Genomic DNA, 14,719 nt, shown 5'->3' with positions numbered 1-14,719 from the left:
CCGCTTTCGCTTCGCGTTTCCCTTTCCGGCGATTCCGACTCTATCAGATGCTTTCGGCGTCTGACTCCCAGTCGGCGGGCTGTCTTTGGCCTTTTGGACTTTCTCCCGTCGGCCTTTCGACATTCACTACGTTAGCTCAGTTCCTTGGCGACTCATAGTCGAGTCCCGCGAGTTCGAATTCCGGGCACGCGGGCGCGCCGAAATCGACCCCGCGAAGGGGCTGTAACTAGGTAGTGGGGGTGGCCGCTCCGGCTGCTGGCGATTGCCGTACCCGGTTCAGCGGCTCGGGATACGTTACGCACTTCGCCAGGACGCGTCAACTTGAGCGACGCCTCGGTGCATGGGCCCGATAGGGGCTCACCGTCGGGTCGTCGACGACCCAGTAACGCCAGGGATGGACCTCGCCGTTGCCTCCTTCGCCGGCGACGCCGGTGCGCGGGCCGTTCCGTACCTGGTCAGCAGGGACCTTCGTTCCCGTCAGCATGCGCAGGGGCGTCTCGCCCGTGGCGCACGCGTCCGTGCCGTTCAGGGCACGGTCGATCCCGAGGGCGGTGGCCAGGCGAGCCGGACCTTTGGCCAGTTCCCTGTCGTTGCGGGCCGAAAGTCGACGTTTGCGGGCGAGGTCGGCGCCCTCGATCACCTCGCCCGCGCGGAGGAGGACGGCGCTCGCCCGGCCCTCGGGGCCGCAGACGAGGTTCATGCAGTGCCACATGCCGTAGGTGAAGTAGACGTACACGTGTCCGGGGGGTCCGAACATCACCTCGTTGCGGGCGGTGCGGCCCCGGTAGGCGTGTGAGCCGGGGTCGTTCGGGCCGTCGTACGCCTCCACCTCCGTGAGACGGAGGGCGATCGGGCCGTCGGGGGTCGTACGGACGAGGACGCGGCCGAGGAGATCGGGTGCCACCTCCAGGACCGGACGGTCGAAGAAGGCTCTGGGCAACGGCATACGGTCCGGGGACGCGATCATGCCGCCCGAGGTTAGTGCAGACGGGGCGCGGCACCGACGGAACCGGTCGGGGGTGAAGCGCGTTTGTAGGGGTCAAGGATCCGTTCGTAAAGGGAGAGTCAATGGCGTTCAAGAAGCTGCTCGCGAGCCTCGGTGCGGGCGGGGCCTCGGTCGAGACCGTGCTGACCGAGGTCAACACGGTGCCGGGCGGCGTCGTCCAGGGTGAGGTGCGTATCCAGGGCGGGTCCGTGAACCAGGACGTCGAGGGGTTGTCGGTCGGGCTCCAGGCCAAGGTCGAGGTGGAGAGCGGCGACCAGGAGTACAAGCAGGACATCGAGTTCACCAAGGTGCGGCTCGGCGGGGCCTTCGAGCTGCAGGCAGGCGCGGTGCACGCGGTGCCGTTCGGGCTGGAGATCCCCTGGGAGACGCCGGTCACGATGATCGACGGGCATGCGCTGCGCGGGATGCACATCGGGGTGACCACCGAGCTGGCGATCGCGCGGGCCGTGGACTCCGGCGATCTGGATCCCGTCAACGTGCACCCGCTGCCCGCGCAGAAGGCGATCCTGGACGCCTTCATCCAGCTGGGCTTCCGGTTCAAGAACGCGGACATGGAGCGTGGCCGCATCCGGGGTACGCGGCAGACCCTGCCCTTCTACCAGGAGATCGAGTTCTACCCGCCGTCGCAGTACCGGGGGCTGAACCAGGTCGAGCTGAGCTTCGTGGCCGACGCGCACGCCATGGACGTCGTACTGGAGATGGACAAGAAGCCGGGTCTGTTCAGCGAGGGTTCGGACACCTTCCGGTCCTTCCAGGTGGGGCTGAACGACTGGCAGGGGACCGACTGGGCGGCTTACCTCAACCAGTGGCTGTCCGAGGTCGGCAGCAAGCGCAGCTGGTTCTAGGCTCGGGGCTGCTGATTCCAGATCATCGATCAGGAGGTACCGAGGTGACCGAGCTGAAGCGGCGGCCGCTCCCCCATGATTTCCATCCGCCCGTGCCGTCGTTCACGGTGGCGAGCGAGGACGTCCGGGAGGGTGCGACGCTCAAGGACGCTCAGGTCTACGCGGAGGGCAACACCTCGCCGCAGCTGCGCTGGGAGGGATTCCCGCCGGAGACCAAGAGCTTCGCCGTGACCTGCTACGACCCCGACGCGCCGACCGGCAGCGGGTTCTGGCACTGGGTCCTGTTCGACATCCCGGCCTCGGTGACGGAGCTGCCGGCGGGTGCGGGAAGTGCCGGCTTCAAGGGGCTGCCGACGGGTGCGGTGCACGTGCGCAACGACTACGGGTCGAAGGACTTCGGCGGTGCCGCGCCGCCGCCCGGGGACGGGCCGCACCGGTACGTGTTCACGGTGTACGCGGTGGACCAGGAGAAGCTCGGCCCGGACGGCGACGTGTCGCCCGCCGTCGTCGGATTCAATCTGCGGTTCCACGCGATCGCGCGTGCCCAGCTCATCGGCGAGTACGAGAACCCGGCGCGGGGCTGAACGCAGCGCCGGGATTCCGTAGAGCGTTCATTGAACGTTCGCCCGCCTCCGGTCTTGGAAGTGATGGGAGGCGGGCATTTTTTATTGCGTTGTCCATCTCGGCGCGCCCGTCCAGAGTTGATCCAAGCCCGCCGGGGGTGGGCAGGTGCACACGGGAGGTGGGCTGGATGCGGGACACACTGGTGCTGAACGCGAGCTTCGAGCCGCTGTCGACGGTGACCTTGAACCGAGCCGTCGTCCTGGTGCTCCAGGACAAGGCCGTCGTCGAGCAGGCCCATCCCGAACTGCGCATGCGCGGCGCCGATGTGGACATACCCGCGCCGCGGGTGATCAGGCTGTGCAGGTATGTACGGGTGCCGTTCCGAAGACAAGCTCCGTGGTCGCGGCGGGGGGTGCTGGTCCGGGACCGGCACCGGTGCGCGTACTGCGGGCGCAGGGCGACGACGGTGGACCATGTGCTGCCGCGGGCGCAGGGTGGGCAGGACACGTGGCTGAACACCGTCGCCGCGTGTGCGGAGGACAATCACCGGAAGGCCGACAGGACTCCGGAGCAGGCGGGGATGGAGCTGCTGCGCGAGCCGTTCGAGCCGACTCCGGCGGACGCGATGCTCCTGGCTCTGGGGCAGGAGGACTTCGCCGCGCTGCCGGAGTGGCTCGCCCGGGATGCCGCCTGAGCGTCTGCCGAGTTCGCTCCGGCGGCGGAATCCCGTGTGCTGCTAGTCGATGCTCGGCTTCTCGCGGCGTTCCGTGCCGTTGTTCTGGGGTGGGATGGGGTTGCCGCCTCCCGAACCGCCGCCCAGGGGGCCGAAGTTGCCCATCGCGCCGGAGAGGCCCTTGAGGGCGTCGCCGATCTCGCTCGGGACGATCCAGAGCTTGTTGGCGTCGCCCTCGGCGATCTTGGGGAGCATCTGGAGGTACTGGTAGGAGAGGAGCTTCTGGTCCGGGTCACCGGCGTGGATGGCCTCGAAGACCGTACGGACCGCCTGGGCCTCACCCTCGGCGCGCAAGGCGGCGGCCTTGGCCTCACCCTCGGCGCGCAGGATCTGGGACTGCTTCTCGCCCTCGGCGGTGAGGATGGCGGCCTGGCGCGTACCTTCGGCGGTGAGGATCGCGGCGCGCTTGTCACGGTCGGCGCGCATCTGCTTCTCCATCGAGTCCTGGATGGAGGTGGGCGGTTCGATGGCCTTCAGCTCGACGCGGTTGACGCGGATGCCCCACTTGCCGGTCGCCTCGTCGAGGACGCCGCGCAGGGCCGCGTTGATCTCCTCGCGGGAGGTGAGGGTGCGTTCGAGGTCCATGCCGCCGATGATGTTGCGGAGCGTGGTGACCGTCAGCTGCTCGATCGCCTGGATGTAGCTGGCGACCTCGTAGGTGGCGGCGCGGGCGTCCGTCACCTGGTAGTAGATCACCGTGTCGATGTTGACGACCAGGTTGTCCTGGGTGATCACCGGCTGGGGCGGGAACGGTACGACCTGTTCGCGCAGGTCGATGCGGTTGCGGATGGTGTCGATGAACGGGACCACGATGTTGAGGCCCGCGTTCAGGGTCCGCGTGTAGCGGCCGAAGCGCTCGACGATGGCGGCGCTGGCCTGTGGGATGACCTGGATGGTCTTGATCAGGGCGATGAAGACCAACACCACCAGAATGACCAGGACGATGATGACCGGTTCCATCGTGTTCCCCGTACCCCTCTCCGCCGCGCCTCTTCGGCAGATCCCGTGACTGTGGAAGATCTTGCTGGTCGAGTCTGACAGACTGGCGCCCAACTCGCTTGTCGGATGCCTCAGATGACGATCGCGGTGGCCCCCTCGATCTCCACGACGTCCACCTCCTGGCCGACTTCGTAGGCGCGGTCGGTGTCCAGGGCGCGGGCCGACCAGACTTCACCGGCGAGTTTGATGCGGCCGCCGGCGCTGTCGACCCGTTCCAGTACGACGGCCTGCTTGCCTCTCAACGCGTCGATTCCGGTGGCGAGTCGGGGGCTCTGCCGGGTGTGCCGGGCGGCGATGGGCCGGACGACGGCGATGAGCGCGACGGAGACGATGACGAACGCGAGGACCTGGACGACGACGCCGAGGCCGAGTGCGGCGACGACCGCGGCCGCGACGGCGCCCACCGCGAGCATGCCGAACTCCGGCATCGCGGTGACGACGAGCGGGATCCCGAGTGCCGCCGCGCCGACGAGCCACCACACCCATGCGTCGATGTCGTTCACACGGTCATGGTAGGGCGGCGGCCGGACGGCGGACAGGGCGCAACGGGGAAGCGCGGCGGGGTCAGGACAGGGGCAGGCCCTGGGCGGTCCAACGGTCGCCGATCTGCTCGACGACGAGCGGGAGGCCGAAGCAGCGGGAGAGGTTGCGGGAGCTCAGCTCCAGCTCGATCGGCCCGGCGGCGAGGACCTTGCCCTGGCGGATCATGAGGACGTGGCTGAAACCGGGGGCGATCTCCTCGACATGGTGCGTGACCATGATCATCGAAGGGGCGATCGGGTCGCGGGCGAGCCGGCCGAGGCGGCGGACCAGGTCTTCGCGGCCGCCGAGGTCGAGGCCGGCGGCGGGCTCGTCGAGGAGGAGCAGTTCGGGGTCGGTCATCAGGGCGCGGGCGATGAGGGTGCGCTTGCGCTCGCCCTCGGAGAGGGTGCCGAACCTCCGGTCGAGGTAGTCGCTCATGCCGAGGCGGTCGAGGAAGGCACGGGCGCGCTGCTCGTCGACGTCCTCGTACTCCTCCTGCCAGCCGGCGGTCATGCCGTAGGCGGCGGTGAGGACGGTCTGGAGGACGGTCTGGCGCTTGGGGAGCTTCTCGGCGAGGGCGATGCCGGCCATGCCGATGCGGGGGCGCAGCTCGAAGACGTCGGTGCCGGGCGTGCCGAGGGTCTCGCCGAGGATCGCGGCGGTGCCCTTGCTGGGGTAGAGGTAGCTGGAGGCGACGTTCAGGAGGGTGGTCTTGCCGGCGCCGTTGGGGCCGAGGATGACCCAGCGCTCGCCCTCCTTCACCGACCAGGAGACCTGGTCCACCAGAGCCCGGCCCTCGCGGACCACGGATACGTCCTGAAGCTCCAGAACATCGCTCATGAGCGCGTTGTCTCCCCTTGCAGTGTGGCCGGTCTCGGCTGTCGCGTACGGCTGTGGCTCGGGCCGCCGCGCTTGTGGGCGAGGCCCTCATGAAATCTACGCCACGAGTACCCCGCTCCATTCCATCGGTCCTGTCCTTAGGGTGGGGGCATGCTCTCGGAACCGCGTTCAGGACGCCTCGCCGCTTGGGGAAATGCCCTTTTGGCCGGACTCGTCTCTCCGGACGACGCCGCTCTCGCCATCGTCGGCGAGGACGCGGTGCACCGGGTGGAGGGGCTGCCCGGCGAGTCCGCTCCGGTCGGGCTGACGCTCGCGCTCGGGCGGCTGCGGACGCTGGGGGCGACGGGGCTGCGGGTGGCACTGCCGGCACCCGGCCATCCGCTGGGGCTGAGCGGTCCGCCGGAGTTCAACGCGCGGGCGCTGGAGGCCGAGGAGGCGGTGGTCTGCTTCGGGGCCGCCTTCGGGCTGGTCCCGGAGGTGTACGAGGCCGGGCCCACGGGTGATGTGCACGCCGAGGTGGTCTGGCAGGTGCTGCCGGTGCGGGAGGCGCCGCCCGCGGACGTGCCGTCGCTGGGCGAGGCCGAGCGGGAACTGGCGGAGGCGCTGCGCGAGGCGACCGAAGTGCTGTCGAAGCTGGACGTCGCCGCGTCGGGTCCGGTGGCGGAGGCGGCGATCGACGCGTACCGGGCCCGGTCCGAGCACGGCCGGGAGGTGCTGGCGCCGGGGTATCCGCCGCGTGCGGTGCGGGTGCTGGAGCTGGCGCGGCGGGTCGCACTGCTGGTGTCGCTGGCGTACGGCAACGGGCACGGGGGTGCGGTCAGCGCCGGTGAGATGGCCGCGCGGGCCGAGGCCCTGCGGCCCGTGGAGCGAACGGCGCGGCGGGCGCAGGTGGCCGCGTACAACTCGATCGTGGAGGAGCGGGAGCGCGGGGCGCGCTGAACGCGCCGGGCTCCTCCCGGCAGGGGTGCCGGGAGGAGCCCGGAGTTGTGGTCAGGCGCTGTCGGACGTTCGCGGCCTTGTCGCCGAACGCCGGGTTCACCGCATCGATGACGCGCACGCTGTTCCCGACGGCGTTCCATGGGCGGGTCCCTCCCGCGTGTGCGGGTACGACCCGGCCGTGGGTCGTGCGTCGTCCGGCGCCGAAGGCAAACTGAAAGGCCTCCCGGTGCACACGGGAGGCCTGTGGTCAGTGTTCGGCGGGACTCAGTGGTTGACGCCGAGGTTGCCGAAGACCGGGTTCAGCGCGCCGATGACGCTCACGCTGTTGCCGACGGCGTTCACCGGGATGTGCACCGGCACCTGAGCGACATTGCCCGAGACGACACCCGGGGAGCCCTGGGCCTCGCCGGCGGCCTGGGAGCCACCGTGGGCGGAGGCCAGGCCCGCACCGGCCACCAGCAGGCCGCCGGCGGCAATCGTCACGGCCGCTGCCTTCTTCAGGTTCTTCACTTTCCAACCCCTCCTAGGCGTTCACCACGGCGGTTCGCCGCGGCACGCACTGGAGAACGGCGTGGCTCGCCGGAAGATGCGCCGTCCGGGTGACATTCCCACGACGGTATGAATCTCAGTCCGGAACGTGACCCTTGAGGTTGCCGTGCGTGACCGCCGTGGTGGCGCGACGGGCAGGCGCCGGAGCGGGTGTCTCAGCCGCTCACGCCGTGGCGCACGGCCCACAGCGCCGCCTGGGTGCGGTCGGCGAGGTCGAGTTTCATCAGGATGTTGGAGACATGTGTCTTGACCGTCTTCTCGGACAGGACGAGGGCGCGGGCTATCTCGCGGTTGGAGCGGCCGTCCGCGATCAGGCCGAGCACCTCGCTCTCCCGCTCGGTGAGCGAACCGCCTCTGCCCTGGCCGGAGTTGGAGTCCTCCTGGGAGAGCAGGGCCTCGGCGACCTCGGGCTGGAGCAGGACGTGGCCGGCGTACACGGAGCGGATGGCACCGGCGAGGGCGTCGGGGTCCACGTCCTTGTAGACGTACCCGGCGGCGCCCGCGCGCAGGGCCGGGACGACCGTGCGCTGTTCGGTGAAGCTGGTGACGATGAGCACGCGCGCGGGGTTGGCGAGTTCGCGGAGCTTGCGCAGCGCCTCGATGCCGTCCATGACCGGCATCTTGACGTCCATCAGGACGACGTCCGGGCGTAGTTCCTCGGCGCGGGCGACTCCCTCGGCGCCGTCGGCGGCCTCGCCGACCACCTCGATGTCGTCCTGGACCTCCAGGAAGGTACGCAGGCCCCGGCGGACGACCTGGTGGTCGTCGACGAGCAGCACGTTGATCGGGTCAGCCACCGGGGACCTCCAGCTCGATCGTGGTGCCCTTGCCGGGCACCGATTCCACGGTCAGTGTGCCGCCGACCCCGCTCGCCCGGTCCCGCATGGAGACGAGGCCCAGATGCCGGCCGGCGCGGCGGACGGCCTGCGGGTCGAAGCCGGTGCCGTCGTCGCTGACGCGCAGCACGGCGCCGCCGCCGCGCCGGTCCACGCGCACCGCGACGCACTCGGCGCCGGAGTGGCGCAGCGCGTTGTGCAGGGCCTCCTGGGCGACCCGGAGCAGCGCCTCCTCCTGGGCCGCGGGCAGGGCGCGGAAGCCGGTGCTGGCGAAGGTCACGCGCGCGGTGTGGGCGCGGTCGAGGACCTGGGTCTGGGTGCGCAGGGTGGCGATCAGACCGTCCTCGTCGAGGGCGGCGGGGCGCAACTCCACGACGGCGGCGCGCAGTTCGTCGACCGCCTCGGCGGCGAGCGCGGCGACCTGCTGGAGCTCGCCCTTCGCGCGCGCGGGATCGCGGTCGACCAGCGCGGTGGCGGCCTGGGCGGTCAGGCGCAGCGAGAAGAGCTTCTGGCTGACCGCGTCGTGCAGCTCGTGGGCGAGGCGGGAGCGTTCCTCCGCGATGGTGAGTTCTCGGCTGCGTTCGTAGAGCCGGGCGTTGGTGAGGGCGATGGCGGCGTGCTGGGCGAGGATGGAGAGCAGTTCCTGGTCCTCCGCGGTGAAGCCGCAGCTGCCTTCCGGCTTCGGGCAGTTCTTGTTCGCGAGGAAGAGGGCGCCGATGACCTCGTCGCCGTCGCGGACGGGCAGGCCCAGGAAGTCGACCAGGTCGGGGTGGGCGGTCGGCCAGCCCTCGAAGCGGGGGTCCTTGCGCACGTCGGCGAGGCGCTCGGGGCGGGCCTCGTGCAGCATCGCGGCGAGGATGCCGTGCTGGCGGGGCAGCGGGCCGATGGCCTTCCACTGGGCGTCGCTGACGCCGTCGACGACGAACTGGGCGAAGCCGCCGTGGTCGTCGGGGACGCCGAGGGCGGCGTACTGCGCGTCGAGCAGCTCACGGGCGGAGGCGACGATCGTCTTGAGGACGTCGCGCACCTCCAGGTGCCTGCTCATGGCCAGCAACGCGGCGCTCACCGCGGCGAGGCCGGACCGGGGGCCTTGACTCATGTCCTCACGGTACCGGCGGGGTGTGACACCACGGATCGGACCACCGCCGCCCCGACCAGGTCCGCTGGGCCTAGGACCGTTGATTGAGGTCACCCGGCCCGGGGCATGCCGGAGGGCCTGTGTGCGGTGCGGCCCGGGTCGGAGGCGGGCCCTGCCGAAGGAGGGACACGCGCGCGTACAGGCACGCGTAGGGGCACGTGTGCGCGTAGAGAGGTTGTGCCGGAGGAGTCGCCGAGGGCGCGCGGGGAGCGGCGGAGGTGCACGAGCCGCAGGCGTCTACGAGCAGGGGCGGACCTGGCTCTACCTGTGGCACGACGTCGGCGGCGTCCCTCTCATCCTCTCGGAGGAGAACCCTCACACAGAGCGTTGCGATGGCAACTCCTCGTGAGAATTCCGTGGGTGCGATGTGAGCCCGCGCATAGGGTCCACATCACGTACGAAGGGACATAGGAGATAAACCTTCCCCACCCGAACGGGACAGACGGTCCAATCTGTCCCGTTTTGCCCATCCCGGCTCCACTATCAGGGATCGTACGTCACACCTTTGCCTGGGCATTTTGCGCCAGCTAAGAATTGCTCTCGTCGCTCAGCGCCGTGGCCCTAGGGCCCGCGGCGTTCGTGCGGGAGGAACCGAATCCCCCGGCGGACGCAGGAGCGACCTCCGCGCTCACGAGAGGTCCATCAGCCATGCCCAAGAACGTTCTCACCCGAGTTCATACCCGCGCCCTGACCAAGCAGGGCAAGATCGTCGTCGCCGGTGTCGCCGCTCTGGGCACCGCCGCCCTCGCCTTCTCGGCCGCCCCCGGCCACTCCGGCACCGTCACCGGCGCCCCGGCCGCGGACGCCCAGGTCGCGAGCAGCAGCACGGCGCTGAAGAACGTCAAGGGCACGGTCACCGACCGGCTCGCCACCGACACGGTGAAGCTCGACAACATCGCCGCGCAGAAGAAGGCCGACGAGGCCACCGCGGCCAAGAAGGCGGCCGCCCAGGCCGCCGCGAAGAAGGCCGCCCAGGACCGCGCCGCCGCGCAGGCCGCGAACCGCTCCGCGCAGCGCCCCCAGATGGAGACGGTCGCCGCGACGAAGACGTACGCCAACAACCTCGACGGCTGGATCCGCGAGTCCCTGGACATCATGCACGCCAAGGGCATCCCCGGCTCCTACAGCGGCCTGCACCGCAACATCATCCGGGAGTCCTCGGGCAACCCGATGGCCATCAACAACTGGGACATCAACGCCGTCAACGGCATCCCCTCCAAGGGTCTGCTCCAGGTGATCCAGCCCACCTTCAACGCGTACCACGTGGCCGGCACGTCGTGGAACATCTACGACCCGGTCGCCAACATCACCGCCGCCGCCAACTACGCGGCGCACCGTTACGGCTCGATGGACAACGTCAACAGCGCGTACTGAGGCCTGGCGCGGACCTCAGCTACGTAAGCCGAAGGGCGGCACCCCGGAAACGGGGGCCGCCCTTCGGTGTCGTACGGGCGCGGTTACTTGCGCATGACCTCCGGCTCGTGGCGGCGCAGGAAGCGGGCCACGAAGAAGCCGCAGATCACACCGAGCACGATCAGCGCGATCATGTCCAGGGTCCAGGCCCCGGCCGTGTGGTTCCACAGCGGGTCGGTGCTGGACGGGTTGTCGGTGTTGGGCGAGATGTTGTTGAAGTCCAGCGTGGCGCCGGCGGCGGCCACCGCCCAGCGCGACGGCATCAGGTACGAGAACTCGTTGACGCCGAGCGTGCCGTGCAGGGTGAACAGGCAGCCGGTGAAGACGACCTGGATGATCGCGAACATCACCAGCAGCGGCATGGTCTTCTCGGCGGTCTTCACCAGCGAGGAGATCACCAGGCCGAACATCATCGAGGTGAAGCCGAGCGCCATGATCGGCAGACACAGCTCGAACAGCGTGGAGCTGCCGAGCACCACGCCCTGGTCCGGGATCGTCCGGCTGGCGAAGCCGATCACGCCGACCAGCAGGCCCTGGAGCACGGTGACGGCGCCGAGCACGACCACCTTGGACATCAGGTACGCCGACCGGGACAGACCCGTCGCGCGTTCCCGCTCGTAGATGACCCGTTCCTTGATCAGCTCGCGGACCGAGTTCGCGGCGCCCGCGAAGCACGCGCCGACGGCGAGGATCAGCAGCACCGTGGTGGCCGTGCCGTTCGGGATGTGCGTGCCGGTGAGCTTGTTGATCGTCGGGTTCACCAGCAGGCCCCGCTTGTGGTCGATCAGCAGGCTGACCGAACCGAGCACCGCCGGCAGGATCACCGTCAGCGCCAGGAAGCCCTTGTCGGAGACGATCACCGACACATAGCGCCGGATCAGGGTCAGCAGCTGCGAACCCCACGGCTGGGGCTTCGGCGGCCTGATGGCCTGCATCGGAGGCATGTGCTGTACGGACTGCGGGGCGGCCGCGTCGACGTCCGCCGCGTACATCTGGTAGTGCTGCGAGCCCTTCCAGCGGCCCGCCCAGTCGTAGTCGCGGTAGTTCTCGAAGGCGGAGAAGACGTCGGCCCAGCTGTCGTAGCCGAAGAAGTTCAGCGCCTCCTCCGGCGGGCCGAAGTAGGCCACCGAACCGCCGGGCGCCATCACCAGGAGCTTGTCGCAGATCGCCAGCTCGGCCACCGAGTGGGTGACGACGAGGACGGTGCGGCCGTCGTCGGCGAGGCCGCGCAGCAGCTGCATGACGTCACGGTCCATGCCCGGGTCGAGACCGGAGGTCGGCTCGTCCAGGAAGATCAGCGACGGCTTGGTGAGCAGCTCCAGCGCCACCGAGACGCGCTTGCGCTGGCCGCCGGACAGGGAGGTGACCTTCTTGTCCTTGTGGATGTCGAGCTTCAGCTCGCGCAGCACCTCGTCGATGCGGGCGTCGCGCTCCTGCGCCGTGGTGTCGGCCGGGAAGCGCAGCTTGGCCGCGTACTTCAGGGCCTTCTTGACGGTCAGCTCCTTGTGCAGGATGTCGTCCTGCGGGACCAGACCGATGCGCTGGCGCAGCTCGGCGAACTGCTTGTACAGGTTCCGGTTGTCGTACAGCACCTCGCCCTGGTTGGCGGGCCGGTAGCCGGTGAGCGCCTTGAGCAGGGTGGACTTGCCGGAGCCGGACGGGCCGATGACCGCGATCAGTGACTTCTCCGGGACACCGAAGGAGACGTCCTTCAGGATCTGCTTGCCGCCGTCGACCGTGACGGTCAGATGGCGCGCGGAGAAGGAGACCTCACCGGTGTCGACGAACTCCTCCAGCCGGTCGCCGACGATCCGGAAGGTGGAGTGGCCGACACCGACGATGTCGGCCGGGCCGAGCAGCACCGAGCCGCCCTTGGCGATCGGCTGGCCGTTGACGTACGTGCCGTTGTGCGAGCCCAGGTCGCGGATCTCGAACCGGCCGTCGGGCGTCGAGTGGAACTCGGCGTGGTACCGGGAGACCTGCAGGTCGGAGACGACCAGTTCGTTCTCCAGGGCACGGCCGATGCGCATGACGCGGCCGACCGAGAACTGGTGGAACGTGGTCGGGCTGCGGTCGCCGTGGGCCGGCGGCGCCCCCGCGCCACCACCGGGGTTCGCCTGCCCGTACGGGTCGGCGGGCCCCGCCTGCTGCGGGAACGCCGCCGCCTGCGGCTGCTGTTGCCACCCGGCCTGCTGCGGCACGGCCTGCCGCGGCGCCGGCGCCTGCTGGGCCGGTGCCTGCTGCGGTACCGCCGCCTGCGGTGCGGCGGCGGCCTGCTGCGGGGCCTGCTGGGCCCAGCCCGGCGCGCCGGCGCCCTGCGCGGCGTACGGGGCGGGCTGCTGGCCCGCCGCGGCACCGGACAGATTCAGCCGCGGTCCGTCGGTCGCGTTGCCGAGGTGCAGCGCTGTGCCCGGGCCGATCTCCACCTGCTGGATCCGCCGGCCCTGCACGAACGTGCCGTTGGTGCTGCCGTGGTCCTCGATGACCCAACTACGGCCGTCGAAACGGACCGTGGCGTGCCGCCAGGACACCCTGGCGTCGTCGAAGACGATGTCACCCTGCGGATCGCGGCCGAGGGTGTACGGCCTGGACGGATCCAGCGTCCAGGTCCGTCCGTTTGATTCCAGAACGAGTTCAGGCACTCCATGCCCCACTGAGTTGTCCCCCGAATTACCCCCATCGCAGGGAGTCTAGGGATGTCGAACATCGGGAGGAACTATTTCAGGCTCCGGCCCCTGACCGAAACCCGGGCCTTGTCACGAATGCGTCCGTGCGCTGCAACATGCGCCGTTGACGGGGTTGAAATCCGCCCGGAGAGTGGTATTCCCGGCGAGGGGGACAAGCGCGGCCGGGCCGTCGCGCCGCGGTTCGACGGAATCCGGCAGGAGGGGATCGGGGGCTGCCATGAGGTCTGCCACGCGCGCCGGGACCGCACGGCGCGCCGGGAGGGTGCCCTGGGCCGACGTACTGCTGTCCGCCGTCACGGCGGTGAGCTGGGCGTCGGCCGGGATGGCCGGCACCGCCGCGCTCGGGCTGCATCTGCTGCAGGCGGACGGGGCCGGCTCACTGGGCCCCATGACGGCGGCCGTTGTGGCGCTCGGGGCGGGCGGTTCGATCGTACCGTCGGGCGATGTGTCCGCTTTCGGACTGAAAGGCGACGTGGCGCACACGGCCATCGAGATCACGCCACTCGGGGTGAGTCTGGTCGGCGCCCTGCTGCTGTCGTGGTTCTTCCTACGGTCCTTGCGCACGGCGGGAGTTGTGATCGCGCCCGCCGAACTCCTCGCACGCGCGGGCACGGTGGTCGCGCTCTTCTTGGCGCTGCTGGGCGGGCTCGCCTGGGCGGGGCACGACGTCATCACCGTCGACGGCGGCTCACTCGGCACGGGCGGCACGGGCGGAAAGGGAGGCGGCGGGCTCACCCTGCCCGGCATCGGGGACGTGGGCGGAATGCTGCCGCACGGGATCGGCGGTCTGATCCACGCCAGGGCCGGCGTCGGTTTCACCGTGGACACCCCGGCCACGCTGCTGGGCGGCCTCGGCTGGTGCGCCGGCGTCCTGCTGGCCGCGCTGCTGGCCGCGCGGCGCGCGCCGCTGCCGCCGGGCTGGTCCGCCGTGCACCGGGTGGTCCGGCCGGCGGTCTCGGCGCTCGTCACCGTGCTGCTGCTGACCGTCGCGGCCGGGCTCGCGGTGGCGGCGTACGCGGCGATCGGCGACGACCATCCGGGCCGGATCGCCGGAGCGGTCCTGCTCGGCACTCCGAACGGCGTCTGGCTCGGTCTGCCGCTCGGCCTGTTCGTCCCCTGGGACGGTCACGCCACGGGGCTGCTGCGCACCTTCCTCCCCCACCCGCTGGAGCAGTTCCTCGGCACGCCCGCCGACCGGCCGGTGACCCTGGCCGGGCTGGCCGGCCTGGACGGCCGCGTGTGGCTGCTGGGGGTGGCGGCAGCCCTGGCGATGCTGCTGGCCGGCGTGCTGACGGCGGTCCGCACACCGGTGGCACGACGGCCCGGCGGCGGCCACGGGGTACGGGCGCACCGTGGCGCCCTCGGCCACATGAGGCCGACGCCGGGCGGCGCTGTCGATCGCCCGGCCGGGCCGTCCGACAGCGCCCTCGGCCTGGCCGCCCGCTGCGCGCTGCGCCTGGCCGTCGTGACGGCGCTCGCCCTTCCTCTGCTCGCCCGGCTGACGGATGTCTCCGTGACCGCGTCCCTGTCCGTGCTCGGCTTCGACACCTTCGGCGCGGGCATCACCCTGCACGGCCACCTCGGCGCCGCGCTCCTGCTGGGGGCGGCGTGGGGGGCGGGGGCCGGGGCGGCGGGAGCACTGCTGGCG

At 70.5% G+C, this 14,719-nt stretch carries 14 protein-coding genes and 1 pseudogene; 6 read left to right on the top strand and 9 right to left on the bottom strand.

Annotated features, from left to right (window positions below):
* Positions 1-316: 316 nt before the first annotated feature.
* Positions 317-967, bottom strand: a complete 651-nt coding sequence (locus tag BIV25_RS45595) for a DNA-3-methyladenine glycosylase (protein ID WP_071378506.1) — start codon at positions 965-967, stop codon at positions 317-319.
* 101 nt (positions 968-1,068) lie between these two features.
* On the opposite strand from BIV25_RS45595, the gene BIV25_RS45590 reads away from it, so the two are divergent.
* From BIV25_RS45590 to BIV25_RS45580, 3 genes are all read left to right on the top strand, one after another.
* Entirely contained in the window at positions 1,069-1,851 is a 783-nt protein-coding gene (locus BIV25_RS45590; protein ID WP_071378505.1) for a sporulation protein, read from the top strand.
* 44 nt (positions 1,852-1,895) lie between these two features.
* Positions 1,896-2,435: a YbhB/YbcL family Raf kinase inhibitor-like protein gene (locus BIV25_RS45585; protein WP_071378504.1), complete on the top strand. Its 540-nt coding sequence runs from the start codon at positions 1,896-1,898 to the stop codon at positions 2,433-2,435.
* Between the two features lie 167 nt (positions 2,436-2,602).
* Entirely contained in the window at positions 2,603-3,109 is a 507-nt protein-coding gene (locus tag BIV25_RS45580) for an HNH endonuclease (RefSeq protein ID WP_071378503.1), read from the top strand.
* A gap of 42 nt (positions 3,110-3,151) precedes the next feature.
* Here BIV25_RS45580 and BIV25_RS45575 read toward each other — a convergent pair whose 3' ends face one another.
* From BIV25_RS45575 to BIV25_RS45565, 3 genes are all read right to left on the bottom strand, one after another.
* Positions 3,152-4,108 carry an SPFH domain-containing protein gene (locus BIV25_RS45575; protein WP_071378502.1) on the bottom strand — a complete coding sequence of 319 codons (957 nt, stop codon included), beginning with the start codon at positions 4,106-4,108 and terminating at the stop codon, positions 3,152-3,154.
* Positions 4,109-4,218: 110 nt separating this feature from the next.
* Complete coding sequence (locus BIV25_RS45570; protein WP_071378501.1) at positions 4,219-4,650, bottom strand: NfeD family protein; 432 nt, start codon at positions 4,648-4,650, stop codon at positions 4,219-4,221.
* 61 nt (positions 4,651-4,711) lie between these two features.
* On the bottom strand, positions 4,712-5,509 hold the full coding sequence (locus BIV25_RS45565; protein ID WP_071378500.1) for an ABC transporter ATP-binding protein: 798 nt from the start codon (positions 5,507-5,509) through the stop codon (positions 4,712-4,714).
* 150 nt (positions 5,510-5,659) lie between these two features.
* On the opposite strand from BIV25_RS45565, the gene BIV25_RS45560 reads away from it, so the two are divergent.
* On the top strand, positions 5,660-6,448 hold the full coding sequence (locus tag BIV25_RS45560) for a hypothetical protein (protein WP_079177330.1): 789 nt from the start codon (positions 5,660-5,662) through the stop codon (positions 6,446-6,448).
* Positions 6,449-6,524: 76 nt separating this feature from the next.
* Here BIV25_RS45560 and BIV25_RS54900 read toward each other — a convergent pair.
* The 4 genes and pseudogenes from BIV25_RS54900 to BIV25_RS45545 all read right to left on the bottom strand — a co-directional run.
* A pseudogene (locus tag BIV25_RS54900) lies at positions 6,525-6,680 on the bottom strand (hypothetical protein); the annotation flags it as partial.
* Positions 6,681-6,712: 32 nt separating this feature from the next.
* Complete coding sequence (locus BIV25_RS45555; RefSeq protein WP_071378498.1) at positions 6,713-6,958, bottom strand: chaplin; 246 nt, start codon at positions 6,956-6,958, stop codon at positions 6,713-6,715.
* A gap of 194 nt (positions 6,959-7,152) precedes the next feature.
* On the bottom strand, positions 7,153-7,794 hold the full coding sequence (locus BIV25_RS45550) for a response regulator transcription factor (protein ID WP_071378497.1): 642 nt from the start codon (positions 7,792-7,794) through the stop codon (positions 7,153-7,155).
* On the bottom strand, positions 7,787-8,932 hold the full coding sequence (locus tag BIV25_RS45545; RefSeq protein WP_071378496.1) for a GAF domain-containing sensor histidine kinase: 1,146 nt from the start codon (positions 8,930-8,932) through the stop codon (positions 7,787-7,789). Before BIV25_RS45545 ends, BIV25_RS45550 begins: the two co-directional genes overlap by 8 nt.
* Before the next feature lie 687 nt (positions 8,933-9,619).
* Between BIV25_RS45545 and BIV25_RS45540 the strand changes: the two genes are divergently transcribed.
* A complete protein-coding gene (locus BIV25_RS45540; protein WP_071378495.1) occupies positions 9,620-10,345 on the top strand; it encodes a transglycosylase SLT domain-containing protein in 726 nt (241 codons plus the stop codon).
* Positions 10,346-10,428: 83 nt separating this feature from the next.
* On the opposite strand, the gene BIV25_RS45535 is transcribed toward BIV25_RS45540, so the two are convergent.
* Positions 10,429-13,026 carry an FHA domain-containing protein gene (locus tag BIV25_RS45535; RefSeq protein ID WP_071378494.1) on the bottom strand — a complete coding sequence of 866 codons (2,598 nt, stop codon included), beginning with the start codon at positions 13,024-13,026 and terminating at the stop codon, positions 10,429-10,431.
* A 262-nt stretch (positions 13,027-13,288) separates the two neighbouring features.
* Here BIV25_RS45535 and BIV25_RS45530 point away from each other — a divergent pair.
* Positions 13,289-14,719, top strand: a 1,431-nt coding sequence (locus tag BIV25_RS45530) for a streptophobe family protein (protein ID WP_071378507.1), incomplete at its 3' end; no start/stop codon positions are given.

The sequence above is a fragment of the Streptomyces sp. MUSC 14 genome (assembly GCF_001866675.1).
Classification (GTDB): domain Bacteria; phylum Actinomycetota; class Actinomycetes; order Streptomycetales; family Streptomycetaceae; genus Streptomyces.
This window is presented reverse-complemented; position numbering and strand designations above follow the sequence as displayed.

Coding starts and splice junctions, on each gene's coding strand:
- BIV25_RS45580 (WP_071378503.1), top strand. CDS start 2,603: ATGCGGGACACACTGGTGCTGAACGCGAGCTTCGAGCCGCTGTCGACG.
- BIV25_RS45560 (WP_079177330.1), top strand. CDS start 5,660: ATGCTCTCGGAACCGCGTTCAGGACGCCTCGCCGCTTGGGGAAATGCC.
- BIV25_RS45595 (WP_071378506.1), bottom strand. CDS start 967: ATGATCGCGTCCCCGGACCGTATGCCGTTGCCCAGAGCCTTCTTCGAC.
- BIV25_RS45575 (WP_071378502.1), bottom strand. CDS start 4,108: ATGGAACCGGTCATCATCGTCCTGGTCATTCTGGTGGTGTTGGTCTTC.
- BIV25_RS45540 (WP_071378495.1), top strand. CDS start 9,620: ATGCCCAAGAACGTTCTCACCCGAGTTCATACCCGCGCCCTGACCAAG.
- BIV25_RS45545 (WP_071378496.1), bottom strand. CDS start 8,932: ATGAGTCAAGGCCCCCGGTCCGGCCTCGCCGCGGTGAGCGCCGCGTTG.
- BIV25_RS45565 (WP_071378500.1), bottom strand. CDS start 5,509: ATGAGCGATGTTCTGGAGCTTCAGGACGTATCCGTGGTCCGCGAGGGC.
- BIV25_RS45590 (WP_071378505.1), top strand. CDS start 1,069: ATGGCGTTCAAGAAGCTGCTCGCGAGCCTCGGTGCGGGCGGGGCCTCG.